Genomic DNA, 25,092 nt, shown 5'->3' with positions numbered 1-25,092 from the left:
GCGAAACCCGGCTCCGTCCGCGCATTCATCGTGCCGAACGATCTCAAATCCTGGCGCTGTCGGCGTTGTTCCAGTGCAAGCCGTCTCGGCGTTTGGAACGTCGATGCCGCGTGGTCGTTAGGCTCCATCAGCAATCGAACATGGTGGAATACGCGGCTTTTTCGTGCGAGCCGGCGCCTCCGTGTTCCCAAGACCCGAGAGGATCGGAACAATGGGACTGTTCACACAAGACATCAAGACCATGAACGACCTGTTCGTGCATCAGCTCCAGGACATCTATTACGCCGAGCAGCAGCTCACGAAGGCGCTGCCGAAAATGGCGAGCAAGGCCACTGATCCGCAGCTGAAACAGGGCTTTTTGACGCACCTCGAGGAAACCAAGCAGCAAATTGCGCGGCTCGAGGAGGTGTTCAAGATGCACGGCGTCGCGGTGAAGGCGGTCGATTGCCCGGCCATCGACGGCATCATCGAGGAAGCCGACGAGACCGCCGGCGAAGTCGCCGACAAGGCGGTGCTCGACGCGGCCTTGATCAATGCGGCGCAGGCCGCGGAGCACTACGAGATCGCCCGCTACGGCAGCCTGATCGCCTGGGCCAAGCAGCTCGGCCGCAACGATTGTGCGGCGGTGCTCGCCAAGACGCTCGAGGAGGAGAAGGCGACCGACAAGAAGCTGACGACGCTCGCCGAGAGCAAGGTGAACCTGCGCGCGGCGAGCTGAGCCCAGCTGACCGATGCCGAGAACGCCGCGCCGTGAGCGCGGCGTTCATGATTCAGCGGTCCGTATATTTGAGCCCGAAGCCGAGCGCGACCACGGCAAAGGCCGCGATCATCGCGGCGAAGACGAGACTCGCGAGGCGCGGGCTTGCCAGCGTCGAGATCACGCCGATGCCGATCACCGGCAGCGCGTTGCCGAGAAAGCAGCAGATGAAATAGGCCGAGACGATTTCCGCGCGACGATCCTCCGGCGCGATCTGGTTCACCACCTGAAGGCTGCCGCGATAACCCAGCCCCACCGCAACTGCGCATAGCATAGTTGCCGCGATCATCAGGGCCATCGAGGCCCGAAATTGTGCGGCGACGATCAGCGCTACGCTCGGGAGCATGAGGCCGAGGGAGCACAGCATGGCCGCGCGGTTCGACAGCGAGCGCGTCAGCGCGATAACGATGGCCACCACTGCGGCCAGCTCGAGGAAGACTGCCCCGGCCACGGCGTGGCTGGTCTGGTGCAGCTCGTTGGCGAGCATGCTCGGCACCAGCGCGGCAAAGAACGCCACCAGCGCCATTGCGCCGAAGCCCGTCACCGCCGGCGCGACGAATGCCGTGCGAACAGCGGCAGGCACGGCCGCGCGCGGACGGAGCGAGATCCGCAGCAGCGCATCAAGCGGCCGGAGAACCGTCTCCCTGGCGAAAGCAAGCGCGATGGCGATCAGCAGCAACGCCGTCACATAGACAATGAAGGGCATCCTCAGCGGATGCGGCGCGTACTCGGCGAGCAGCCCCGCGATCAGGGCGCCGATCCCGAGGCCGGCGAAGTTTGCAGCCGTCGCAAGGACGGTGGCTCGGGATTTGTCCGTCTCGCCAATCAGCTCCGAAATCCACGCCGTGCCGGTTCCGGCGCCAATGCCGATCGCGAGCCCGCTCAGCACCCGCCCGACATAGAGCGCGGCGACGCCGTGCGCAAACAGGAACACCAGCGCGCCGATGATGGCGACGACCGTTGCAGTGAGCGCTGTCCGGCGGCGTCCAATCTGGTCCGAGACGCGCCCGAACACCAGCAGCGCGGCCAGATTGCCGATCACATAGGCCGCGTAGATCAGGGTCAGGGTGATCTGCGAAAAGCCGAACTGTCGCTCGTAGATCACATAAAGCGGCGTCACCAGGGTGCTGCCCGCGAACAGCACGCCGATCAGGCCGGCGACGATTGCAAGCGTAGCCTGCTTGGCGAACTCGGACCCACTGTGCGATGGAATGGAGTAGTGCTTCGTTGCCATACTTAACCTCTGGATGTAGTCCCGCGGCCAACTCGAAGGAATCATCCTCGTTCCCTGTGCACCCGGCGCGGCTGGCATGCGCGCGCGTCAAGATTGATATTTAGGGGAGGGCCTCATCCCTCGTTGAAATACGAGAGCGAACGCCGTCCCGTCGGCAACAATCGGTTGATTTTGGAAGCACCTGTTCACCATCCGACAAGCCCGTCTTCCTTCGTTACCCAAAATCCACCACTTCACCGCTCTGGTGATGGCAGGTTTGGGGAAAGCTTATGTACCAGGTGCTTTATTGTCTCACTGACGAACATGACTGGCGACTGGTCGTACTTGGTGGCGCGGTGTGCCTGCTCGCCAGCACAGCCGCGATCAGCCTGTTTCACCGGGCGCGCGCGACGCTGGGATCGGCGCGCCTGGTCTGGCTGGCGCTTGATGCAGTCGTCGCCGGCTGCGGTATCTGGGCGACGCACTTCATCGCAATGCTGGCCTACGGACCCGGTGCCAGCGGCGCCTATAATGTCCCGGTGACGCTGTTATCGTTGATCTTCGCCATCGCCGTCACCTTTGTCGGCTTGAGCGTTGCGGTCTCGACCATGCGGTCGGGCCTCGTTGCCCTTGGCGGGGCGGTCGTCGGCGGCGGCGTGGCGGCGATGCACTACACTGGCATGATGGCACTCGAGATCCCCGCACGCGTCAGCTGGGCGCCGGGCACGGTCGCCACATCGATTCTGCTCGGGGTGGTTTTTGGCGCCCTCGCGCTCCATGTCGCTGAACGGCGTGGCAACTTGTCCGGCGCACTCGGCGCTGCGGTGTTGCTGACGGTCGCCATCGTGTCGCATCATTTCACGGCGATGGGAGCGGTGCAGCTGACGCCGGATCCGACCCTGGCGGTGAGCGGGCTGTCGATCCCGACCACGACGCTGTCGGTTCTGACCGCGAGCGCCGCGGCTGCGATCATCGTGATCGCATTGGTCGCCGCGCTGCTCGACCGCCGCGCCAAGGGCGAACTGGGCCGTCAGCAGATCGTGCTCGACAGCGCGCTGGAGAACATGTCGCAGGGGCTGTGCATGTTCGACGCCGACGGCAAGATCATCCTGTTCAACGAGCGCTATGCGGCGATGCTCCGTCGTACCGACGTGCCGCTCACCGGCCGCTTGCTGGTCGACGTGCTCAGGGAAGAGCAGGCCAAGGGCCTGTGGCAGGGCGATGCGGACGAATTCTTCGCCCGCCTCGTCGCCGACGCCCGCGAGGGCCGCACCACGACCGACGTCGTCAACCGGTTCGGCCGCTCGATCCGGGTCGTCAATCAGCCGATGCAGGGCGGCGGCTGGGTCGCGACGTTCGAGGACATCACCGAATGGCTGGAGGCGCAGGCCAAGATCTCGCACATGGCGCGCTGACCAGCCTGCCGAACCGGGTGCTGTTCCACGAACAGCTCGAGCAGGGGCTGCGCCAGACCAGGTCGGGCGACCAGCTCGCGGTGCTTTGCCTCGATCTCGATCACTTCAAGGACATCAACGACTCGCTCGGCCATCCCGTCGGCGATGCGCTGCTCAAGGAGGTCGGCCGCAGGCTCGAGGCCACGGTCGGCGAACAGGACACCGTGGCGCGGCTCGGCGGCGACGAGTTCGCGGTGGTCCAGACCGGACGCTCTGAGGAGATCGCCGCGCGATCGCTTGCCGGGCGCCTCGTCGAGGTGATCTCTGCGCCTTACCAGATCGACGACCATCAGATCGTGATCGGCGTCTCGATCGGCATCTCGCTGTCGCCGCAGGACGGCAGCAATCCGGACGAGCTGTTGAAGAACGCGGACCTGGCGCTCTACCGCGCCAAGGCGGACGGCCGCGGTACCTATCGCTTCTTCGAGACCGGCATGGATGCGCGCGCGCAGGCGCGGCGCCTTCTGGAAATGGATCTGCGCGCGGCGCTGCAACGCGACGAGTTTCAGGTCTATTACCAGCCGATCCGTGAGGTCGCCAGCGGTCGCGTGGTCGCCTTCGAGGCGCTGCTCCGCTGGAATCATCCGCAGCGCGGGCTGATCGCCCCCATCAGCTTCATCCCGCTCGCCGAGGAGACCGGGCTCATCGTTCATCTCGGCGAGTTCGTGCTGCGCTCCGCCTGCACCGACGCGGCCACCTGGCCGGACGATGTCGACGTCGCCGTCAATTTGTCGCCGGTGCAGTTCAAGAGCCCGAACCTGATCGCATCCGTGACGGAGGCGTTGGCCGCCTCGGGACTGGGTGCGCGCCGTCTCGAGCTCGAGATCACCGAATCCGTCCTGCTCCAGAACAGTGAGGCGACGCTGACGACGTTGCACGAGCTGCGTGCCATGGGCGTGCGGATCTCGCTCGATGATTTCGGCACCGGGTATTCGTCGCTGAGCTATCTGCGCAGCTTCCCGTTCGACAAGATCAAGATCGACCGCTCCTTCGTGTCGGAGTTGGCGACGCGCGAAGATTCCATGGCGATCATTCGCGCCGTGACCGGCCTCGGCCGCAGCCTCGGCATCGTCACCACGGCGGAAGGCGTCGAGAACGACGCCCAGCTCGAGCTGCTCCGGCGCGAGGGCTGCACCCAGGCGCAGGGTTATCTGTTCAGCAAGCCGCGGCCCGCCTCGGATGTCGCGATGATGCTGGAGCGGCCGCGACTGCGCGCGTCGGCTTGACAGGTCAGCTTCGGCGCAGCGCGAAATGCGCGCCGCAGAACGCCATCACGGCGCCGAGACACAAGGCGGCAAGCCCGGCGAGCACGCCCGAGACGGTCGGGATCGGGCTCGGCGCCGACGCCGCCTGGCCCGCTCCCGCAAGCAGGAGCACGCCGACCGCGATCAGGAATTGCCGCATCCGCTGGGGGATTTGTCCGGAGACGACGCTCTGCATCAGGCTCGCCGTGAAGTAGCCGCCCGAGAAGCCGACGGTTGCGATCAGCCACCAGGCGATCGCGGCGCCCGCCGGAATGAACTCGTGCGTGTCGGAGCGCCAGAGGCCGCCAAGATCGAGACCGTAGCGCGCGCCCAGCATGTGTACCGCGAGCGCGAGCAACACACCGGAGATCATTGCGGCGCCGAGAATCAGGTGGCGCGGAAAAAAGGTCGTCTCAGCCATGCCTCGCTTGTAGGATGGCCGAGGGCGATCGCGCAAGCCGATCGCCGATGGGATCGTTGATCGACATGCCGGGAGCTGAAGCGGGTTCGGCCACGAGCTATGCCTACAAGGCCTCGCTGATCGGCTCGGCGCATCGCTTCGAGCTGACGGAGCAGGGGCTGTCCTGGCACATCGCCGGCCGCTCCTCGCTGTGGCACTATGACGAGATCTCGGCGATCCGGCTGTCGTTCCGCCCGGTGTCGATGCAGCAGCACCGCTTCCGCGCCGATATCAGCCGCACTGGCGGCGGCCGCATCGCGATCCTGTCGACGAGCTGGCAGACCGCGGCCCTGATGGCGCCGCAGGACAACGGCTTTCGCGATTTCCTGATCGAGCTGCATGCGCGGATGGCGAAAGCGGGCAGCCGCGCCGAATTGACCGCGGGGCTCGGTCGCAAGACCTATGCGGCGGTGCTGGCGTTCCTGGCCGTGCTCGCCGTGGCGATGGCGGGACTCCTGATCCGCGCGCTTCTGACTGGCGAGTTCGCCGGCGTGCTGTTCATCCTCGGCTTCGCCGCGCTGTTCGCCTGGCAGGTCGGCGGCTTCGTCCGGCGCAACCGGCCGCAGAGCTACAGTTTCGATCGCGTGCCGAAGGCCCTCTTGCCCTAGGTGCAATCGGCCGCAATCAAACGTGACTTCGCGTCCCACTGTCGTCGTCGCATCTTGTGGTCATGTCAGCCATGGACCGCAGCACCCGTCTGCCAACGGCAGATGAGATCGCCAGAATCAACCGCACGCATATGATCGACACGCCGCTTCGGCCAGCCGACCTGCTGTTCGTGTTCGGCACCCGCGAGGACGCTGGTCTGCGTGCCGACACCGCCGCAAGGCTGTGGCGCGAGGGCCTGTTTCGCTGGTCGATTGTCAGCGGCGGTGTGACGCCGGGCTCGGAGCAATCCGAGTGCAGCATCATCAAGGCCGCGATGGTTGCGGCGGGCATTCCGGCGGACCTCATCCTCGAGGAGCATCGCGCGATGAACACCGGCGAGAACGTCATCTTCTCGCTTCCGATCATCGATGCGGCGCTCGGGCTCCAGAATATCCGCACTGTGATCTGCCTCGGCAACACCTGGACCGCGCGGCGTTACCCCATGACGCTGCATCGGCATTGGCCGGCGGTCGAGAAGATGCTGGTCACGGTCGACAGTTTCGCGACACCGCGTGCACTCTGGCATACCGACGCCGAATTTCGCCGCCGCATGCTGCACGAATGGGACAAGATCGAACCTTACAAGGCGAGAGGCTTTATCGCGGACTGGCCGGAGGCCTGAGCCCTACTCCGTCGAATCGAAATCGTCCTCCTTGGTGCCGAGCAGCGAGACAATGGTGCGCAGGCCGGCATCGAGCTGCTCGGGCGAGGGCGGGGCGAGCGCGAGCCGCACCGCATTCGGCGCATGACCGTGCGCGATCGCGAAGGTCGAGGACGGCGTCAGCGCGATGCCGCGCCTTGCTGCTGCGGCGACGAAGGTCTGCGAGCGCCAGTGCGGCGGCAGCGTCAGCCAGAGATGATAGGAGCGCGGATCGGCGGCGAGCTGGTAGCCGGCGAGTATACGTGCGGCGGTCTGCTGGCGGCGCGCGGCGTCGATGCGTTTCAGCCGGGTCAGTTCGGCGACGGTGCCATCGGCCATCAGCCGCTGCCCGGCCGCGAGCGCGTAGCCCGAAGCGATCCAGCCCCCGGTGCGCACCGCGCCCATCACGCTTTCGCGCATGTGAGGCGGCGCTACCAGCATGCCGAGCGCGAGCCCCGGCGCGACCTTCTTGGACAGGCTGTCGATCACGAAGCAGCGGTCGGGCCCGAGCGCCGCCAGCGGCGTGTCGTCGGCGAGAAAGCCGTAGACCGCGTCCTCGATGATGGTGAGATCGAGCTTCTCGGCGACGCGCATGATGTCGGCGCGCCGCGTCGCGTTCATGGTGACGCCGAGCGGGTTCTGGATGATGGGCTGCAGATACAGCGCCGACAAATGCGCCTCGCGGTGGGCCTTCTGGATGGCGTCGGGCCGCGCGCCGAACTCGTCCATGGGGATCGGGACCAGGGTCACACCTAGCCGCGCGGCGATGCTCTTGACGTAAGGATAGGTCAGCGCCTCGACGCCGCAGCGGCCGCCGGTGGGCACGAGCGCGGCAAGCGCGGCCGCGAGCGATTGCTTGCCGTTGGCAGTGAAGAAGATCTGCTCGGGCTGCGGCGCAAAATCCTTGCGTGCGAGATAGCCAGCGGCGGCAACGCGCGCACTCTTGGTGCCGGTGCTGGTCGAAACCCGCAGCGCGGATTCGAGCGCGTCGATGCGCTCGAGCCCCGCGAGGCTCTTGGCGATCATCGCCCATTGCTGCGGCAATAGCGGGTAATTGACCTCGAGATTGATGCGCACGTCGGCCGGCTCGCGCATGGTCTCGACTTCACGCCTGACGTCGCCGGAGATGAACGTGCCGCGCCCGACCTCGCCGACCACAAGGCCGCGGCGGAGCAATTCCGTATAAACCCGGCTCGCGGTCGAGACCGCGATGCCGCGGTCATAGGCAAAATTGCGCTGCGGCGGCAGCCGGTCGCCGGGCCTTAACGTGCCGTTAGTGATATCGGCCGCAATGGCATCGGCGAGCTTCACGTACTCGAACTTGGACATATTGCACCGAGAGCAATGTTTTGCTTGCTCCGAGGAGTGTACTGGAGCATTTTGGTTCCATCAAGTTCCGCGATTGAGCCGAGGAGAGCTAGAGCAATCCGACGGCAATTGAGGTGCAGGCGCCCACAAGCGCCCGCGCCAACGGCACCTGCTTCGCCGCGCGGGACGATAGGCCGGAGAAGAAGAATGACCACGATCTCGCAAACTGCCGGGCGGACTTTACGCCCATCCTCGTCGGGCGGATTTTTCAGTGCACTCGCCTGCGGCGTCACCGCGCTCTTCGATCGCCTGGAGCGCCGCTCCGCGGTCAAGACGCTGAACGAGCTCGACGACCGCGCCCTGCGCGACATCGGCATCACCCGCAGCCAGATCGAAGATGCCGTGTACGGGCAGTTCAAGACCGAGCTGTCGCGGTATCTGTGAGCGACTCCAGTGTCCCGGACGCGCTGCAACGCCCTTAGCGTTGCTGCGCAGAGCCGGGACCCAGCAGGCCATAACACTCGCTGATGCATAGGCCCCGGCTCTGCAGCGCATTACTGCGTGCTGCGCAGCGTCCGAGGCACTGGTGGGGTTTGGCGTACACTTCGTCATTGCGAGCGCAGCGAAGCAATCCAGATTGTCGCCGCGGAAAGATTCTGGATTGCTTCTCTGCGTTCGCAATGACGGAGTCTGCTGCCCTTCAATGCCTCACCACCAGCACCGAGCACTTGGCGTAGCGCACGACGTGGCCGGCGTTGGAGCCGAGGAAATAGGTGCGCATCGCCGGCCGGTGCGAGGTCATCACGATCAGATCGGCCTTCATCTGCGCGGCTTCCTCCAGGATCTCGTGATAGATGCCGCCCTGGCGCACCACGCTGGAGATGCGGGAAGGCTCGATGCCGGATTCGCGGGCGACGATGGCGAGGGCCTCTTCCGAGGTCTGGCGCTGCTGCTCGTCGAAATCGGCCGGGACGTATTCGGCCAGCATCACCGGCGTCATCGGCAGCACGTTGAGCAGGCGCACGTTGCCGCTCCAGGTCTGCGACAACGTCGCTGCGGTTGCGATCGCCGGCTTGGCGAGATCGGTGTCGGCGAGGTCGATGGGCACGAGGATGGACTTGAACATCTGCGCCTCCGGTCTTGCGGTCAGGAAGTCTAGAGTTCTTTCCGTTCCGATGGAATCGGAACGGGGCTCTAGCTTCCTATTTGGACGCGTTTTCTTTACGCGAACCGGTCCCCACTTCGCTCGAAAACGCTGATGTGACCAAGCTGAAGCAACGGTCGAGACGGCGCCCGCGCGTCTCTAGCCCGATCGAAGCAGCTTGGGGCTGACGAACAGCACCAGCTTGCCGCGGCGGTAAGCCACGTCATCCCAATCCTTGACGTCAAAGTCGAAGATCGCAAGCCCTGCTGTGGGCAGGTTGTGGCCGAGTGCTTTGGCGCCATTGGGATCACCGCCGCCGATCAGCATCAGGGCGACCTCGTGCATGCCGGGATTGTGGCCAATCAGCAGCAACCGCTTCGGATCGGCCGGGGCGGTTGCCGTGCGAATCGTGTCCAGGATCTGTGCGGGATCGGCGCCGTAGAGTTCCGGCACGACTTCAATCTGCGGCGCCGGGACGCGGTCCTTCATCGCCTGCCAGGCGATGTCCCAGGTCTGCCGGGCCCGTACGGCGTGTGACACCAATACGGTATCGGGGAAGGGCGGATGGGCGGCGATCCAGTCGCCCATCTGCGCGGCATCCTTGTGGCCGCGGTCGTCGAGCCGGCGGTCCTGGTCACGGCCGCTCGGTGCGTCGGTCTCGGTCTTGGCGTGACGCAGCAGCATCAAACGGCGCATGGCATTCTCGAATCGTTCCACGTCCAGGATAATCTACAGGCGCCGGTTGAGGACAAGGTGACAGGCGCCCGGTTGGTATCTTAAGAAACGCTATGAGCGAGACTTTCACAAGCGTGTCCCAGGAAGAAGCCGGCTTTCGCGATCGCGTGCGGCTGTCGTTCGATCTCGATGCCGACATTTGTGTGATCGGGGCGGGGCTTGCCGGGCTTTCCATCGCGCTGGAAGCAGCCCGGCTCGGGGCCAGCGTCGCGGTGCTCGAGGGCCGGCATATCGGCTGGAACGCCTCCGGCAACCAGCTCGGCACCGTGATGCCGGGCTTCGCGCTGCCACTCAACGACCTGATCGAGCGCATCGGCTTCGAGGACGCCCGCGAATTGTGGACGCTGTCGAAGGAGGGCGCCGAGTTCGTCCGGGCCAATGCGAGCGAAGAGAACATGCCGGGGATCGGCCGCAGCGATGGCGTGCTGGAGGTCTCCAACGTCGATGCCGGCGACCGGCTGATCAGCCGGTTGCAGATGCTGAACGAGGATTTCGATACCGAGGTCGAGGGCTGGCAGGTCGATCGCGTGCGCGAGACGCTCAAGACCGATCGTTACTTCCACGGCGTGTATTATCCAAAGGCGTTCCAGGTCGACGGCCGGAAATACGTGCACGGCCTTGCGGCGCTGGCACGGCGGGCAGGCGCCCGCATCTTCGAGGATACGCCGGTCGTCAGCATCGATCATTCCGGCGTCCGCAAGCGCATCGTCACGCCCTCGGCGCGGCTGCGCGCGAGCCACATCGTGCTCGCCGGCAACATTCATCTCGGCACGCCGTTGAAGCGCCTGTCGGAGACGTTGCTGCCGGTCTGGCGCTATGCCGGCGTGACCGCGCCGCTCGGCGAGCGCCTGCACGAGATTATCGCTTTCAAGGGATCGGTGATGGATTCCGACGGTGTCGACCATTTCCGGATCGTCGACGGCGACCGGTTGATGTGGGAGAGCCCGGAGACCACCTGGGCCGCGCGTCCGCAGCGCTTCGCTGGCGTCGTCGGGCGGCGGATCCGGACGATCTTTCCCGAGCTCGGCAATGTCGAGATCACCGAGACGTTCGGCGGCGCCACCGGCCAGACCGTGCACGGCATGCCGCAGATCGGCCAGCTGCGCAAAGGCCTGTGGGTGGCGAGCGGGTTCGGCCGCCAGGGCATGAACACCTCCGCCATGGCCGGACAGATGATCGCGCGCAGCATTTTGTGGGGCGATGAGCGCTGGAAGCTGTTCTCGCCGTTCGAGCTGGTCTGGGCGGGCGGCGCCACGGGGCGCGTCGCCGGGCAGCTGGTCGGGATCTGGGGCAGGGCGAGCTCCGCCGCCGCCGGAGCGCTCGCCCGCTATCGCGAGCGCGCGAGGGTCAAGGACAGGCAACGCGAGGCCCGCCTCGCCGAAGCCAACCGTGCCGCCGGCACCGGTCCGCGCCGTGCGCCGCCCGACGTGCAGCCTCGGCCGGCGCCAGCGCCGAAAGCTGCGGCCGGCGCTGCGGAACCGGTCGTGCACGACGACCGCGTCTCGCAATAAGTTGAGAGAAATTCCGCCCGGACGTGTAACTTCGGCTGACAGAAGCCCGTATCTCAGGGCGTGGACTTCCCGCGCACGGAGAATGACATGCTTGACCGCCGCATCCTGCTCACGACTGTCGCCGGCCTGTTCGGCCTTTCGGCCTTCCGCTGGCTGAGAGGAACACCTGCCGAGGCCGGCGAGAAGGCCGCGCAAAAGTTCGAGATCACCAAGACGGAGGCCGAATGGCGCGCCCAGCTCACGCCGCAGCAATATGAGATCCTGCGCAACCACGGCACTGAGCGGCCCGGCTCCAGCCCGCTGTTGAAGGAGCACCGCAAGGGCATCTTCGCCTGCGCCGGCTGCGACCTGCCCCTGTTTACGTCGGAGACCAAGTTCGAGAGCGGCACGGGCTGGCCAAGCTTCTATGCGCCGATCGAGGGCAATGTCGGCAAGACCGAGGACCGCACCTATGGCATGGTCCGCACCGAGGTGCATTGCCGGCGCTGCGGCGGCCATCTCGGCCATGTCTTCGACGACGGCCCGAAGCCGACCGGATTGCGCTATTGCATCGACGGTTTCGGCTTGGTCTTCCACCCGGCTGCGGCGTCGGCGACGTAGACAATCAAGCCGTCATTCCGGGATGGTCCGAAGGACCAGACCCGGAATCTCGAGGTTCCGGATTCGATGCTTTGCATCGCTCCGGAACGACGCTCGCCCCGGCAATTGTTGCCGGTCCCGGCAAATGTGCCCCGGTCGTCAGGCCGGGGCTTTTTCATTAAGTCATTGATTTCCTGAAATTACCCGCATTGGCATAGGCCTTGCGACGTCTCTCCCGATTGCGGCCACATGGTCGACCGGCCGCCGAGATCGGATTTGGAGACAAAGTTATGGGTATCTTCGATGCAATGAACACCTCGGTGGGTGGCCTGCAGGCGCAGTCTTTCGCGCTGCAGAACATTTCCGGCAACATCGCGAACTCATCCACCACCGGTTACAAGGGCATCGGCACCAGCTTCGTCGACCTCATTCCGGACTCCTCGGTCCCGAGTAAGCAGGTGGCAGGCGGCGTGACGGCCAACGCCAAGGCCACCATCACCACCCAGGGCACGATCTCGTCCTCCAGCGTCGCCACCAACATGGCGATCACCGGCGACGGCTTCTTCTCGATCCAGAAGGCGAGCGGCGTCGTCGACAACGTGCCTGTCTTCACCGGGGTCACCTACTACACGCGGCGCGGCGACTTCCAGCTCAATGCCAACGGCAACCTGGTCAACGGCGCCGGCTATTATTTGATGGGCGTCACGGTCGACCCGAAGACCGGCAACCCGACCGGCAGCGTGGCAAGCGTTCTGCAATTCCAGAACAACTTCATTCCGGCGCAGGCGACCACCTCGATCCAGTACGCGGCCAACCTGCCGACCCAGCCGAACACGGTGGCGAAAACCACGGCCTCGAGCGGCACGCTGCTCGCGGCCGGCGGACTCAACCCGTCCGATTTCGCCGCCAACCCGCTGCCGGTCGGCACGCCGCCGGCGCCCTACGCCAATGCGACCGTGTCAGGCGCGGCTGCAACCGGCAACATCCGCTCGGCCTATTCGTCGACGACGGCCACGGGCACGGTTGCGCTCCAGAACAATTCGTCGGCAGTCGCCTCGACGACCACGTCCCTCGACAACGCCGCGGGCACGCATCTCGCCTCCAGCATCCTCACTGCGTTGAGCGGCCAGACGCTGACCATCAACGGCAACACCATCACGTTCAACGGCGGCACCACGGTCTCGACCGTCGGCAGCAACACCACGATCGGTCTCGGTGCCGGCACCACGGCGACGGTGGCCGACATCCTGAACGCGATCCAGACTGCCGGCGGCGCTGGCGTCACCGCTTCGCTCTCGGTGAGCGGCAATATCCAGATCTCGACCGGCACCGGCACCGACGTGGCGGTCGGCAGCGGTACGGCCGCCACCGCGCTTGGCATCAGCAGCGTGACGCGCGGCGGCAACGTGCTGTCCTCGCCACCGATCTCGGGCGCAACGGTGCTGAGCGGCACGGCGACCGCCGGCGGCGCCCAGGTGCTCACATCGGGCTTCTCGGCGGGCCCGCCCGCCGACACGATCACCGTCAACGGTCAGACGCTGACCTTCGTCGCCTCGGGTGCCTCGGGCCCGAACCAGATCAACATTACCGACAACATCACCACCCTGCTCGGCAAGATCGACGCGCTCTCGGGCGCCTCGGGGTCGTCGGTCAGCAGCGGAGGCGTGATCACGCTCAACACCGGCACCGTCTCCAACCTCGTGGTGTCCAGCTCCAACAGCGCCGCCTTCGCCGCACTCGGCTTCACCTCGACCATCACCAAGAATCGCGACGGTGGCGGCACCGCCGGCACCGGCGGCGTGATCGGCAACGACATCGCGACCTTCACCAAGGAATCGATCAGCGGCGGCGCGGTGACGGCCTACAACGCCGCCGGCACGCCGGTGAACCTGCAATTGCGCTGGGCCAAGACCGACAGTGCCTCGCTGGGTGCGGGTCATTCGGACAGCTGGAACCTGTTCTACCAGACCGACCCGAACGCGACCGGCACCACGGTCGGCTGGGTCAACACCGGCCAGACCTTCACCTTTGCCGCCGACGGCTCGCTGACCTCGCCGAGCGGCTCGGGCATCACCATCAACAACGTCACCGTCAGCGGCCAGTCGCTCGGCTCGGTCGCCTTCAACATCTCCTCGGGCGGCCTGACGCAATATGCCAGCACCAGCGGCGCGGTGACGATCAACACCATCACCCAGAACGGCTACGCCGCCGGTCAGCTCCGCTCGGTCGCCGTCAACAACAACGGCACCGTGGTCGGCACCTTCTCCAATGGCCAGAACCTCAACCTCGCCCAGGTGCAGCTGTCGCATTTCAACGGCACCAACTATCTGAAGGCGATGGACGGCGGCGCCTATGCCGCGACCGAACAATCGGGCGACGCCATCGACGGCGCTTCGGGCACCATCGCCGGTTCGTCGCTGGAGGGATCCAACACCGACATCGCCGACGAATTCACCAAGCTGATCGTGACCCAGCAGGCCTATTCGGCCAACACCAAAGTGATCACGACGGCGAATTCGATGGTGCAGGATCTCCTCAACGTGTTGCGCTGATCGGCGCGTGACGTAACCAAAGGCGGGCCAGTGATATGGGTTTGAGTTCAGCCCTCGCCAGTGCGATGAGCGGTCTGCGTGCCAACCAGGCCGCGCTCTCGATCGTCTCCTCGAACGTCGCCAATGCGCAGACGCCGGGTTACGTCGTCCAGACGCCGAACCAGATCGAGGTCACCACCGGCGAGTTCGGCGCGACCGCGATGACGACCGGCGTCAGCCGCGAGCTCGACGCCTATGTGCTGAACCAGTTGCGAACCGAGACCGGCGGCAGCGGTTACGCCGACCAGATGGCCAACATCCTGAAGCAGCTTCAGAATGTCTATGGCACGCCCGGCAACAGTGGCACGCTCGAATCCGCGCTCAACAAATTCACCACCGCGCTGCAGGCGCTGTCGACCAGCTCGGGTGCGTCGTCGGCGCAAACGGTCGCCCTCGGTGCGGCACAGGCGCTCGCGACGCAGCTCAACGTCACCACCAAGGGCATCCAGTCGCTGCGTTCCAACGTCGAGCAGGATCTCGGCAATTCGGCACGGGCCGCCAACGCGGCGATGCAGCAGATCGCCGCCATCAACACCAAGCTCCAGGGCCTGTCGCCCAACGATCCCTCGGCCGCCACGCTGATGGATCAGCGCGACCAGGCCATCAATACGCTGTCGAAATATGTCGACGTCCGCGTCACCACCGACGGCTCGAACCAGACCAACATCTACACCACGACCGGCATTCAGCTGGTCGGCGCGGGGCTCGCCTCGGAATTCTCCTTTGCCTCCGCCGGCGCGCTGTCGGCGACCTCGCTCTACAACATCGACCCGGCCAAGTCCGGCGTCGGCGCGCTCAACATCAAGCTGCCGAACGGCTCGCAGGTGGACGTCGTCGCCAACAACGTGGTCTCGTCGGGGCAGATCGCGGCCGATCTGAAGTTGCGCGACGAGACGCTGGTGCAGGCGCAGAACCAGATCGACCAGCTCGCCGCCACGATGGCGAGCGCTTTGTCCGACAAGACCACGGCCGGCAGCACCGTCTCCGGCCCGCCGGCCGGTTTCGACCTGGAGCTTGCCGGTGCGTTGCCGGGCAACACCGTCAACATCACCTACACGGACACGGCCACCAACACGCAGCGCCAGATCACGCTGGTCAACGTCACCGACCCCGCGGCGCTGCCGCTTCAGAACACGACGAACGCCAACCCGATGCGGATCGGCGTCAACTTCGCCGGCGGCATGGGCGCGATCGCCTCTGCGCTCAACACCGCGCTGTCGGGCACGCATCTGTCGTTCTCCGCCGCCCCGTCGCCGGCGACCGCGACGACGTTGCGGGTGACCGACGACAACACCGGTCTTGCTAAGATCAACTCGGCCTCGACCACCAAGACGATCTCGTCGCTGACCTCGGGCAATCCGCAGCTGCCGCTATTCACCGACGGCGGGCAGGCGCTCTACACCGGCGCGATCACGGCATCGGGCTCGCAGATGACCGGCCTTGCCGGACGCATCGCCGTCAACACGCAGCTGGTCGCCGACCCGACCAGGATGTCGGTCTACAACACCTCGCCGGTGACGCCCGCGGGCGACACCACGCGTTCGGACTATCTCTATTCCCAGCTCACCAGTGCGGTGTTCTCCTATTCGCCGCAGAGCGGTCTCGGCTCGGCGACCCAGCCCTTCACCGGCAGCGTCTCGAACTTCCTCCAGCAGTTCCTGAGCGTGCAGGCCAACGCCGCGACCCAGGCGACGCAGCTTCAGCAAGGCCAGAGCGTGGTGGTCTCGACGCTTCAGGCCAAGTTCGACTCGACCTCCAAGGTCAACCTGGACGCGGAGATGTCGAACCTGATCCAGCTGCAGAATGCCTACGCCGCCAACGCCCATGTCATGTCGGTGGTGCAGAGCATGATGAACACGTTGATCCAGGCTCAACTGTAAACAGTAACAGGGCTCTGAAACATGTCGATCGCCAGCATCAACTACTCCTCGTCGATTCTCGGCGCCCAGATCCGCAACATCAATCAGCAGCTCACCGACCTCTCGACGCAGCTTTCGACCGGCAAGCTGTCGCAGAACTATTCCGGCATGGGCACCAACGAGGGCTTTGCGATCGCCGGCCGCGCGCAGCTCTCCAACATCGCCGCCTATACCGACACGATCACCAACGTCAACGTCAGCATCAACCTCGCCAACACCGCGCTGCAATCGCTGACCAAGATCCGCAGCACGGTGCAGACGGGCTCCGCCAACACCGCGCAGGATCTCAACGTCAACGGCCAGACGATCGCGCAGAACACCGCGGCGGCTCAGTTCGGCTCGATGGTCGGCGTCCTCAACACGCAGACCGGCAACCGCTATCTGTTCTCCGGAACGGCCGTCAACACCCAGTCGGTGGCCAATGCCGGCGACATCATCAACGGCACCACGACGCAGGCCGGCTTCAAGATCGTCATGGCCGAGCGCCAGGCCGCGGACTTAGGGGCCAGCGGCATGGGCCGCCTGGTGCAGACGCAGCCGACGGCAAGCTCCGTGCAGGTGTCGGAGGACGTCGCCGGGTCGCCGTTCGGCCTCAAGATCAAGGCGGTGTCCTCGACGCTATCAGGCGCGACCGTCACCGGCCCGAGCGGCTCGCCGGTGTCGTTCTCGGTCGATCTCAACGGCGTCAATCCGAACAACGGCGACAAGCTCAGCATTCAGTTCACCCTGCCGGACGGCACGACCGAGCAGATCGACCTGACGGCGTCCTCGGCGATGCCGACGCCGCTCGGCAGCTTCGCGATCGATGCGAGCACGCCCGTCAACCCGAACAATACCGCCACGAACCTCAACACGGCGCTCAACACCGCGATCCAGAAGCTCGCCAACACCTCGCTGGTGGCGGCATCGGCGATCGTTGCGGGCGACAACTTCTTCAACACCGCGAGCTCTGCGATCGGCACCCCCGTCAACAACCAGGCGGCGCCGGCGACCCCGGTCACCGGCGCGACGGCGCTGTCGGGCGCGAGCCCCTCGGACTCGATCTCGCCGGGCTTCGTCGCGGGCGATACCATCACCGTCAACGGCACCACGCTGACCTTCGTGGCCTCGGGCGCGACCGGCAACCAGCTCAACGTCACCGACAGCATCCAGACCCTGCTGAGCAAGGTCGACGCGATCACCGGGACGTCGAAGCCCTCGACGGTCCATGGCGGCTCGATCACGATCAACACCGACGATGCGGCGAGCCTCAACATCACGACGTCGAACACCGGCGCGCTGAGCGCGCTCGGGTTCGGCTCGACGCCGGTGACCGCCACGCAGCCGCCGCTGCGCGTCGGCTCCTCGCCGGCGAGCTCGGCGACCACGCTGGTGAACGGCTCGGCCACCACCGTGAAGTGGTACCTCGGCAATGACGGGCCCGGCTCGCCGCGCTCGACCGCGATGGCGCGGGTCGACGATGCCGTGACGGTGCAGTACGGCGCCCAGGCGAATGAGGATGCGATCCGGCGGCAATTGCAGGCGATCGCGGTGTTCGGCACCTTCTCGACCTCGCCGACCGGGCAATATTCGGGCGGGCAGGTCTCGGCGCTGAGCTTGCGGGTGACCCAGGCGCTGACCCAGCAGCCCGGACAGCAGCGCATCGAGGACATCCAGACCGACATCGCTATGGCCCAGAACACGATGAAGGACGCAAGCACGCGCCAGACCCAGGCCAAGGCGCAGCTCCAGACCGTCATCGACCAGGCGGAATCGGCGTCGCCCGACCAGGTCGCGAGCGAGATCCTGGCGCTGCAGAACGCTCTGCAGGCGTCCTACCAAGTGACCTCGAACCTGGCGCAGCTCTCGCTCGTCAAGTTCCTGTAAGGAGGCGTTAACACGCCGTTAACCATGCCTGTTTACCTCTTGGTGAGGAATGCGGCGGGGCGGAGCGATCGATGTCGGACAAGATGCAGCTGGTGGTGGCGACGCCTTGCTTCGGCGGGCAGGTGTCGAGCATCTATGCGAGCTCGATCTTCGCGCTGCAGCGGGCCGTGCACGGCATGTCCAATCTCGAGCTCAAGGTTCTCTTGCGGGACGGCGACGCGCTGATCACCCGTGCGCGCGCCAATCTGGCCGCGATGTTTCTGGACGATCCGAAGGCGACGCATTTCCTGTTCATCGATGCCGATATCGGCTTCAAGCCGGAGCAGGTGTTCCGCCTGATCGAATGCGGCGCGGACGTCGTCGCCGGCTGCTATCCGATCAAGCGGGTCAACTGGGACAAGGCCGCGCGGGCGATCCAGGCAGGTCGGGCCGACGTGCCGGCCGCCTCGCTCGACTACGTGCTCGAGATCGAGGATCCCGACCGCATCGTGGTGGTCAACGGATTCACCCGCGTGCGCTATGCCGGCACCGGCTTCCTGATGATCCGGCGTCACGTGCTGGAGGCGATGTGCCGCCACCCGGACTATGCGAGCCTGCAATTCTTCCGCGAGCATTCGAACGATACGCTGGCGGCGAGCCGGAACCGGTTCGCGCTGTTCGAATGTATCATCGATCCGGCGACCGGCACGTATCTGTCCGAGGACTTCGCCTTCTGCAAGCGCTGGACCGACATCGGCGGCGAGATCTGGGCCGACATTCAGAGCCCGCTCGACCACGTCGGGCCGTCGGTGTTCCACGGCGACGTCGCCTCGCAATTCGCAGCCGCGCCTGCGGCGGCGGCCGATGCCGCGGCGTGAGCCCTTCGGGATGAGCGGCGGCGCATCCCCTCGGCCTGAGATGCAACGCGCCGCCGACGGCGGCTCGCGTTATCGCCTGCGCGACCTCTTCACGCCGCTCGACACGCTGCTCGTTTCCGGCGGAGATCCGCGCCTGGCGCTCGATCCCACGGGCCGCGTCAACGCCTATGGCTGCCCGGCTTCACCGGAGCCGGAGGTCTGGAATTTCGCCTCCTCGACCGCGTCGACGATCTCGCAGGCGGCCTATGACCGAGCCGCGCTGGCGTGCGAAGAGCTGATGCACAAGTGCCTGCTCGACGAGGTCGAGCTCGCTTTCGATGCACGCTGCGAGGATATGCGCCACGAGCTGCGCGGTCATCTCCAGCTCTCGCCGCGCGTCGACGTGGTGTTCTCGCCATCCGGCACGGACTCCCAGCTCCATGCCCTTTTCCTGGCGAGCACGATGCTCGGCGCGCGGCCTGTGACGATCGTGGTCGGCGCCGACCAGACCGGCAGCGGCACGGCCCATACCGCGCGTGGACATCATTTCAGCACCCTGACGGCGAGCGGCTTTGCGGTTCGCAAGGACGGCGCGGTCGCGGGGCTGGCCGGCGCCAGCATCTCGCTGCCATTGCGCGCGCCGGGGGCCGGGATCGCGATGCGCGCCGATGCCGATGAAGCGGTGCTGCATGCGGTCGAGGCCACGATCGCGCAAGGCGCGCCCGTGCTGCTCCAGATCATGGATTGCTCCAAGCTCGGATGGCGTGCACCCAGCACGGCCTGCCTCGACGACATCGCGCGACGCTGGCCGCGCAAGGTCCAGATCGTCATCGACGCCTGCCAGGCCCGGCTCGGCCGCCGGCGGCTGCGCTCCTATCTCGACCGCGGCTATATGGTGCTGATCACCGGCTCAAAATTCTTCGGCGGACCTGCCTTCAGCGGTGCGCTGCTGGTGCCGAAGGGCCTCTCGCGATCGATCGATCGCATCGAGGGAATCGCGCCTGGCATCTTCGACTACGCCGGCCGCTGCGACTGGCCGATGGCCTGGACGGCGCTGCGTTCGCGCTTCGAACGTCGTCCGAATTTCGGTCAATGGCTGCGCTGGGAGGCGGCGCTGGCCGAGATCGGCCGCTACTACGCCGTGCCCGCGGCTTTCCGCGCCGGGATGCTCGCCGAGCTCGCTGCCGGCATCGACAGCATGATCGCATTGTCGCCGTCGTTGCGCGCTGTTTCGGCCACGACCCACGTGGCCGGCATCGACGACGAGGAATTCGCGCAACCGACCATCTTTCCGTTCATGCTGCTGCGCGGCGGCAAGCCAGTGTCTATTGCCGACACCACTTCTGTTCATCGCGCGCTGGCGCGTGACGTCAGCGAAGAGATCAACGGCAGCGCGGAGGACCGTCAGGTCGCCGCGCAGCGCTGCCTGATCGGCCAGTCGGTGCGGCTGGAGCGGCAGGACGAGACGCCGCAGGCCGTGCTGCGCCTCTGCGTCGGCGCGCGGCTCGTGACTGAGGCCTGGTCGCCGGACAGGGCGGAGGCGCAACACAATGTGCAGCACCTCCTCGACCAGATCGCCCACGTCCTGGTGAAGATCGAGCTGCTGCTCGCCGGTGGCGCAGCGGCGGCCGTGCCGGTAAAGTCCGCGTTCGAGGTGTGAGATGCAGCATCCGGTTTCCGCGCCGGTCGGCCTCGCCGCAGCGAACTATGCCGACCGCATCGGCTTTGCAGAGCTGACGCGCCGGGCCTTCGAAGGCGTCGATCTGCATCCGTTGCGCGACCAGCTCGTCGCGCGCATCGCGGCGGGGACCGCGCTGGCGGGCGAGGGGCTGGACCTGTCGTTGATCACCCAGCTGCTGGGCGACAAGGATCGGGGGCTTGCGATCCAATCCGAGGTGCTGGCCTTCCATCAATTGTTCCGAACGCCTAGCGCGGCTCCGAAGTCGGGCCTGCGCCTGCTCGCGCTTGCAGCCGACATCGACATGGGCGGCAACACGCCGATTGATTTCCTGCTCGAAGGCTCCGATGTCGAGCTGTTGACCCTCTATGTGATCAAGGGCGTCGGTTTGCCCGAGACCTTGCCGGAGCACGACGTGGCCATCGTGGTCGCGTCCGATTCCGAGGAATGCCGTGAGGCGCTCGCGCTGATCGAAGAGGCCGCGCCGCACTGGCCGCGGCCGCTGCTCAATCGCCCCGATCGCATCGGCAATCTCGATCGCGACAAGCTGTATCGGCTGCTGATGGACGTGCCCGGCCTCGACATTCCCGCGACCATCCACGCAACGCGCGCGCAATTATCGGATCTCGCGCAGGCGCGGATCGCATGCGAGGACATTGCGGGCGAATTGCACTTTCCGATGATCGCACGGCCGCGCGGCTCGCATGCCGGCGTCGGGCTCGCGAAGCTCGACGATGCGGCAGCTATCGCGGCCTATCTCGCCGAACGGAAAGAGCAGGACTTCTTCGTCGCACGCTTCGTCGATTATGTGAGCCCCGACGGGCTCTACCGCAAGTATCGCCTCGCCATCGTCGACGGCAAGCCGTACGCGTGCCACATGGCGATCGCCGACCGTTGGGACATCTGGTATCTCAACGCGTACATGGCCTTCAGCGAAGAGAAGCGGGCCGAGGAAGCCGTCTTCATGCGCGACTTCGACCATGCCTTCGGCGCGCGCCACGGAAACGCGCTGGAGGAGATGAGCCGGCGCGTCGGCCTCGACTATTTCATCGTCGATTGCGCCGAGAACGCGGCCGGCGAGCTTCTGGTGTTCGAGGCCGACAACACCGCCGTCGTGCACAACATGGATTCGCCGGTCGTGTTTCCCTACAAGCCGCCGCAGATGCGCAAGATCTTTGTCGCGTTCACGGCGATGCTGTCGCGGCACGCAAAGACGGGCAGGGAAAGCGCAGCATGAACGAGATCATCCGCAATACGCAAAGCTCCGTCACGGATACCCCGCTCGATCCGCAGGACTGGAGCGAGTTTCGCGCGCTGGCCCATCGCATGCTGGACGAGACGATCGACGGCATCGCCAACGTCCGGGCGCGCCCCGTCTGGCGGCCGATCCCAGATGACGTCCGCGCGGCATTCAGGTCGGACGTGCCGCGCGAGGCGAGCGACCTCGCCGAGGTCTATCGCGAATATTCCGAGCATGTCGCGCCCTATGCGACCGGCAACGTCCATCCCGGCTTCATGGGCTGGGTGCATGGCGGCGGCACCGCCGTCGGCATGATCGCGGAGATGCTCGCCGCCGGCCTCAACGCCAATCTCGGCGGACGCGACCACATGCCGATCGAGGTGGAGCGCCAGATCGTCGACTGGATGCGCCGCCTGTTCCTCTTTCCCGAGAGCGCAAGCGGCGTCTTCGTCACGGGCACGTCGATGGCCAATCTGATGGCCGTGCTGGTGGCGCGCACCACCGCGCTCGGCACGCTGGCGCGGCAGCACGGCATCGGCAATGACGGTGCGCTGCTCACGGCCTATACGTCGCGGGCAGCGCATGGCTGCATCTCGAGGGCGATGGACATTGCCGGGCTCGGCACCGATGCGCTGCGCAAGATCGCAGTCGATGCCGATCATCGCATCGACGTTGCCGCATTGCGCGCGCAGATCGCGGTCGATTGCGAGGTCGGCTTCAAGCCTTTCCTGGTGGTCGCATCCGCCGGCACGGTCGATATCGGGGCGATCGACGACCTCAGGGCGATTGCTGCACTATGCCGCGAGGAAGGAATCTGGTTTCACGTCGACGGCGCTTTCGGTGCGCTCGCAATCCTGTCGCCGGAGCTTGCGCCCCTGCTCGGCGGCATCGAGCTTGCGGATTCCATCGCACTCGATTTCCACAAATGGGGGCAGGTTCCGTACGACGCTGGCTTCCTGCTGGTGCGCGACGGCGAGCAGCATCGGCAGGCCTTCGCGCAGCCGGCGGCCTATCTCAGTCGCGCGGCGAGGGGGCTTGCGGCGGGCGCGGTCTGGCCTTGCGATCTCGGTCCCGATCTGTCGCGCGGCTTTCGCGCGCTGAAGACGTGGTTCACGCTGAAGACGTTCGGCACCGATCGGCTGGGCCGGGCAATCGCACGAAGCTGCGCGCTCGCCAGATATCTAGAGGCCCGGGTGCTGGCCGAACCGCGGCTGGAATTGCTGGCGCCGGTCAATCTCAACATCGTCTGCTTCCGCTACCGCAGCGGCGATGCGGTCAATCGCGAGATCGTCGCCGACGTCCAGGAGTCCGGCATCGCCGCGCCCTCGAGCACGACGCTGGACGGAAAGTTCGCGATCCGCGCCGCGATCGTCAATCACCGCACAGAGGAGGCGGACATCGATGCGCTGGTCGCGGCCGTGCTGCAGTTCGGTGGACAGCGGAGCGGCGGAGTGATCGAGGTCGACGCGCCGCCGCTTGCGGCGCAATAGCTTGACGAACGCCTGAAACGACAACGGCCCCGAAGGCGATCCGGGGCCGTTGTCGTTGGCGCGAATGCCTGTATTAGGCCGCGGTGCTGACGTCGTCCTTGTCCGCTGCCGCCTTGGGATGAGTGGCCTCGAACTGGTTGCGCAGCTTCTCCTCATAGGCGATCAGCTTGCGGGCTTCCTTCAGCGCCCGGTAGAGGTCGCCGTTCAGGATATTGTTGTTGATGCCTTCGATGATCGGCCAGGAGCTCGGCACCGCGGTGACGATGTCCCGCACCAGATTGAAATAAGTGCCGTGCTGGGTCTGCGGATCTGGGGAGATGTACATAAGCTGGACCGCCAGATAGACGAGCTTGGCAGGCGTGTTGGCGGTCTCCGGCGTGAGGATGTCGCGCTCGCGCAGGATCGGCACGTTCTCGCCATCGATCAGGAGACGGGCCCGCTGGTCGGTGTTGGTGATCACGGAATTGCCGACGATGATGCGTTCGTGCGGTTTGAGCTCGACCTTGAGGGCCATTCCTGTTCTCCATCAACGCTTTCGTAACCGAGCGTTCGTTGCGGCCTGTCAGGACGCGATTCTCGCTCGCAACTAGTTAACGAGCTGTAAATCTGGGCTTTTCGCGCCAAAAAGCTCAATGCTTTCAAGCGCGAGCTCCGTGCGGCGGTGCAGCCATGGGCGTTGCTTCCGGGACCGAATCACGCGTGACCGGGCAAAAGCGCGGGTTTCATTTCATGTTTCGTTAGAGGTCTCGGCGCCACGGTCCGCCGTCGCTGGGTCCATCGCGATCCAAGCAGACGTGTAACAGTAGCGTCGTTTACCAGAAAGGTAACAGAGTCATGTCCGGTATCGTCCTCTCCGCATCGGTTCGTCAGAACCTGCTGTCTCTCCAGTCCACCGCTGACCTTCTCGCCACCACGCAGAACCGTCTGTCGACCGGCAAGAGCGTCAACTCGGCCCTGGACAATCCCACCAACTTCTTCACCGCCCAGTCGCTCGACAACCGCGCCAGCGACATCAACAACCTGCTTGACGGCATCGCCAACGGCGTGCAGGTGCTGCAGGCTGCCAACACCGGCATCACCTCGCTGCAGAAGCTGATCGACTCTGCCAAGTCGATCGCCAACCAGGCGCTGCAGACCACGGTCGGCTATTCCACCAAGTCCAACGTCTCCGCCACCATCTCCGGAGCGACGGCGGCCGACCTGCGTGGCACGACGAGCTTCGCCAGCGCCACCGCGAGCAGCAACGTGCTCTATAGCGGCGCGGCCGGCGGCATCACCGCGGCGACCGGCACCAGCACGCTCGGCGCCAGCATCGGCGTCTTCGCAGGCACTGGCGCAACGACCGGCGCCGGCGGTACCACGACCCTGGAAGGCACCATCACCCTGATCGCCACCAACGGCACGAGCGCCAGCGGTCTGGCCGGCAACGCCCAGCCCGCCGACGGCGACACCCTGACCGTGAACGGCAAGACCATCACCTTCCGCGCCGGCGTCGCGCCGGCGGCGACCGGTGTTCCCGCCGGTTCGGGCGTCAGCGGCCATCTCGTCACCGACGGCAGCGGCAACACCACCGTCTATCTCGGTAGCACCGGCACGCCGGCAACGCTTGCAACCGTCGACGATCTGTTCACCGCGATCGATCTCGCCAGCGGCGTCAAGACAGTTGCCATCAGCTCCGGTGCTGCGACGATCGCCACGAGCGTCGGCCAGACCGCCTCGACCGTTGTGGGCGGCGCCGTCACGCTGAGGAGCTCGACAGGTGCGGATCTGACCGTCACC

General features: G+C 65.9%; 20 protein-coding genes and 1 pseudogene. 15 read left to right on the top strand and 6 right to left on the bottom strand.

Annotated features, from left to right (window positions below; translation table 11 throughout):
* Positions 1-211 precede the first annotated feature (211 nt).
* The gene (locus HZZ16_RS11650; protein WP_197948600.1) at positions 212-718 is read left to right on the top strand and encodes a YciE/YciF ferroxidase family protein; all 507 of its coding nucleotides are present in this window, start codon (positions 212-214) and stop codon (positions 716-718) included.
* A 52-nt stretch (positions 719-770) separates the two neighbouring features.
* Here the strand turns inward: HZZ16_RS11650 and HZZ16_RS11645 are convergent, their stop codons facing one another.
* Positions 771-1,991, bottom strand: coding sequence for an MFS transporter (locus HZZ16_RS11645; protein ID WP_197948599.1), 1,221 nt, complete (start codon positions 1,989-1,991; stop codon positions 771-773).
* Positions 1,992-2,260: 269 nt separating this feature from the next.
* Here HZZ16_RS11645 and HZZ16_RS11640 point away from each other — a divergent pair.
* Positions 2,261-4,650, top strand: a pseudogene (locus tag HZZ16_RS11640) (EAL domain-containing protein).
* Positions 4,651-4,654: 4 nt separating this feature from the next.
* On the opposite strand, the gene HZZ16_RS11635 reads toward HZZ16_RS11640, so the two are convergent.
* Positions 4,655-5,089 (bottom strand): hypothetical protein, encoded by a 435-nt coding sequence (locus tag HZZ16_RS11635; protein WP_197948598.1) that lies wholly within the window; start codon positions 5,087-5,089, stop codon positions 4,655-4,657.
* Between the two features lie 65 nt (positions 5,090-5,154).
* Here HZZ16_RS11635 and HZZ16_RS11630 point away from each other — a divergent pair, with 65 nt between their 5' ends.
* Positions 5,155-5,736, top strand: coding sequence for a hypothetical protein (locus HZZ16_RS11630; protein ID WP_197948597.1), 582 nt, complete (start codon positions 5,155-5,157; stop codon positions 5,734-5,736).
* A 62-nt stretch (positions 5,737-5,798) separates the two neighbouring features.
* Positions 5,799-6,398 (top strand): YdcF family protein, encoded by a 600-nt coding sequence (locus HZZ16_RS11625; protein WP_197948596.1) that lies wholly within the window; start codon positions 5,799-5,801, stop codon positions 6,396-6,398.
* A 3-nt stretch (positions 6,399-6,401) separates the two neighbouring features.
* Here HZZ16_RS11625 and HZZ16_RS11620 read toward each other — a convergent pair whose 3' ends face one another.
* Positions 6,402-7,745, bottom strand: coding sequence for an aminotransferase-like domain-containing protein (locus HZZ16_RS11620; protein ID WP_197948595.1), 1,344 nt, complete (start codon positions 7,743-7,745; stop codon positions 6,402-6,404).
* Between the two features lie 186 nt (positions 7,746-7,931).
* On the opposite strand from HZZ16_RS11620, the gene HZZ16_RS11615 reads away from it, so the two are divergent.
* Positions 7,932-8,168 (top strand): DUF1127 domain-containing protein, encoded by a 237-nt coding sequence (locus tag HZZ16_RS11615; protein WP_197948594.1) that lies wholly within the window; start codon positions 7,932-7,934, stop codon positions 8,166-8,168.
* A gap of 256 nt (positions 8,169-8,424) precedes the next feature.
* Here the strand turns inward: HZZ16_RS11615 and HZZ16_RS11610 are convergent, their stop codons facing one another.
* On the bottom strand, positions 8,425-8,850 hold the full coding sequence (locus tag HZZ16_RS11610) for a universal stress protein (protein WP_197948593.1): 426 nt from the start codon (positions 8,848-8,850) through the stop codon (positions 8,425-8,427).
* A gap of 177 nt (positions 8,851-9,027) precedes the next feature.
* Positions 9,028-9,564: a SixA phosphatase family protein gene (locus HZZ16_RS11605; RefSeq protein ID WP_197948592.1), complete on the bottom strand. Its 537-nt coding sequence runs from the start codon at positions 9,562-9,564 to the stop codon at positions 9,028-9,030.
* 92 nt (positions 9,565-9,656) lie between these two features.
* On the opposite strand from HZZ16_RS11605, the gene HZZ16_RS11600 reads away from it, so the two are divergent.
* The 9 genes from HZZ16_RS11600 (at position 9,657) to HZZ16_RS11560 (ending at position 23,313) form a co-directional block, all read left to right on the top strand.
* A complete protein-coding gene (locus HZZ16_RS11600) occupies positions 9,657-11,114 on the top strand; it encodes an NAD(P)/FAD-dependent oxidoreductase (protein ID WP_197948591.1) in 1,458 nt (485 codons plus the stop codon).
* A gap of 87 nt (positions 11,115-11,201) precedes the next feature.
* Complete coding sequence (msrB, locus tag HZZ16_RS11595) at positions 11,202-11,714, top strand: peptide-methionine (R)-S-oxide reductase MsrB (RefSeq protein WP_197948590.1); 513 nt, start codon at positions 11,202-11,204, stop codon at positions 11,712-11,714.
* 269 nt (positions 11,715-11,983) lie between these two features.
* Positions 11,984-14,245 (top strand): flagellar hook-basal body complex protein, encoded by a 2,262-nt coding sequence (locus tag HZZ16_RS11590; protein WP_197948589.1) that lies wholly within the window; start codon positions 11,984-11,986, stop codon positions 14,243-14,245.
* Positions 14,246-14,280: 35 nt separating this feature from the next.
* Complete coding sequence (gene flgK, locus HZZ16_RS11585) at positions 14,281-16,164, top strand: flagellar hook-associated protein FlgK (protein WP_197948588.1); 1,884 nt, start codon at positions 14,281-14,283, stop codon at positions 16,162-16,164.
* Between the two features lie 21 nt (positions 16,165-16,185).
* Complete coding sequence (locus HZZ16_RS11580) at positions 16,186-18,069, top strand: flagellar protein (RefSeq protein ID WP_197948587.1); 1,884 nt, start codon at positions 16,186-16,188, stop codon at positions 18,067-18,069.
* A 71-nt stretch (positions 18,070-18,140) separates the two neighbouring features.
* Complete coding sequence (locus tag HZZ16_RS11575; protein ID WP_197948586.1) at positions 18,141-18,926, top strand: hypothetical protein; 786 nt, start codon at positions 18,141-18,143, stop codon at positions 18,924-18,926.
* A 10-nt stretch (positions 18,927-18,936) separates the two neighbouring features.
* The gene (locus HZZ16_RS11570; RefSeq protein WP_197948585.1) at positions 18,937-20,565 is read left to right on the top strand and encodes a hypothetical protein; all 1,629 of its coding nucleotides are present in this window, start codon (positions 18,937-18,939) and stop codon (positions 20,563-20,565) included.
* A 1-nt stretch (position 20,566) separates the two neighbouring features.
* Positions 20,567-21,820 (top strand): ATP-grasp domain-containing protein, encoded by a 1,254-nt coding sequence (locus HZZ16_RS11565; protein ID WP_197948584.1) that lies wholly within the window; start codon positions 20,567-20,569, stop codon positions 21,818-21,820.
* Complete coding sequence (locus HZZ16_RS11560) at positions 21,817-23,313, top strand: pyridoxal phosphate-dependent decarboxylase family protein (RefSeq protein WP_197948583.1); 1,497 nt, start codon at positions 21,817-21,819, stop codon at positions 23,311-23,313. The genes HZZ16_RS11565 and HZZ16_RS11560 overlap by 4 nt, the downstream gene beginning before the upstream one ends.
* A 73-nt stretch (positions 23,314-23,386) precedes the next feature.
* On the opposite strand, the gene flbT is transcribed toward HZZ16_RS11560, so the two are convergent.
* Positions 23,387-23,827 (bottom strand): flagellar biosynthesis repressor FlbT, encoded by a 441-nt coding sequence (gene flbT, locus HZZ16_RS11555; RefSeq protein ID WP_197948582.1) that lies wholly within the window; start codon positions 23,825-23,827, stop codon positions 23,387-23,389.
* 320 nt (positions 23,828-24,147) lie between these two features.
* Here flbT and HZZ16_RS11550 point away from each other — a divergent pair.
* Positions 24,148-25,092: DUF1522 domain-containing protein (locus tag HZZ16_RS11550; RefSeq protein ID WP_197948581.1), on the top strand; the 945-nt coding region annotated here is incomplete at its 3' end.

The sequence above is a fragment of the Bradyrhizobium glycinis genome (genome assembly GCF_016031655.1).
In the GTDB taxonomy this organism is placed as follows: domain Bacteria; phylum Pseudomonadota; class Alphaproteobacteria; order Rhizobiales; family Xanthobacteraceae; genus Bradyrhizobium; species Bradyrhizobium glycinis.
This window is presented reverse-complemented; position numbering and strand designations above follow the sequence as displayed.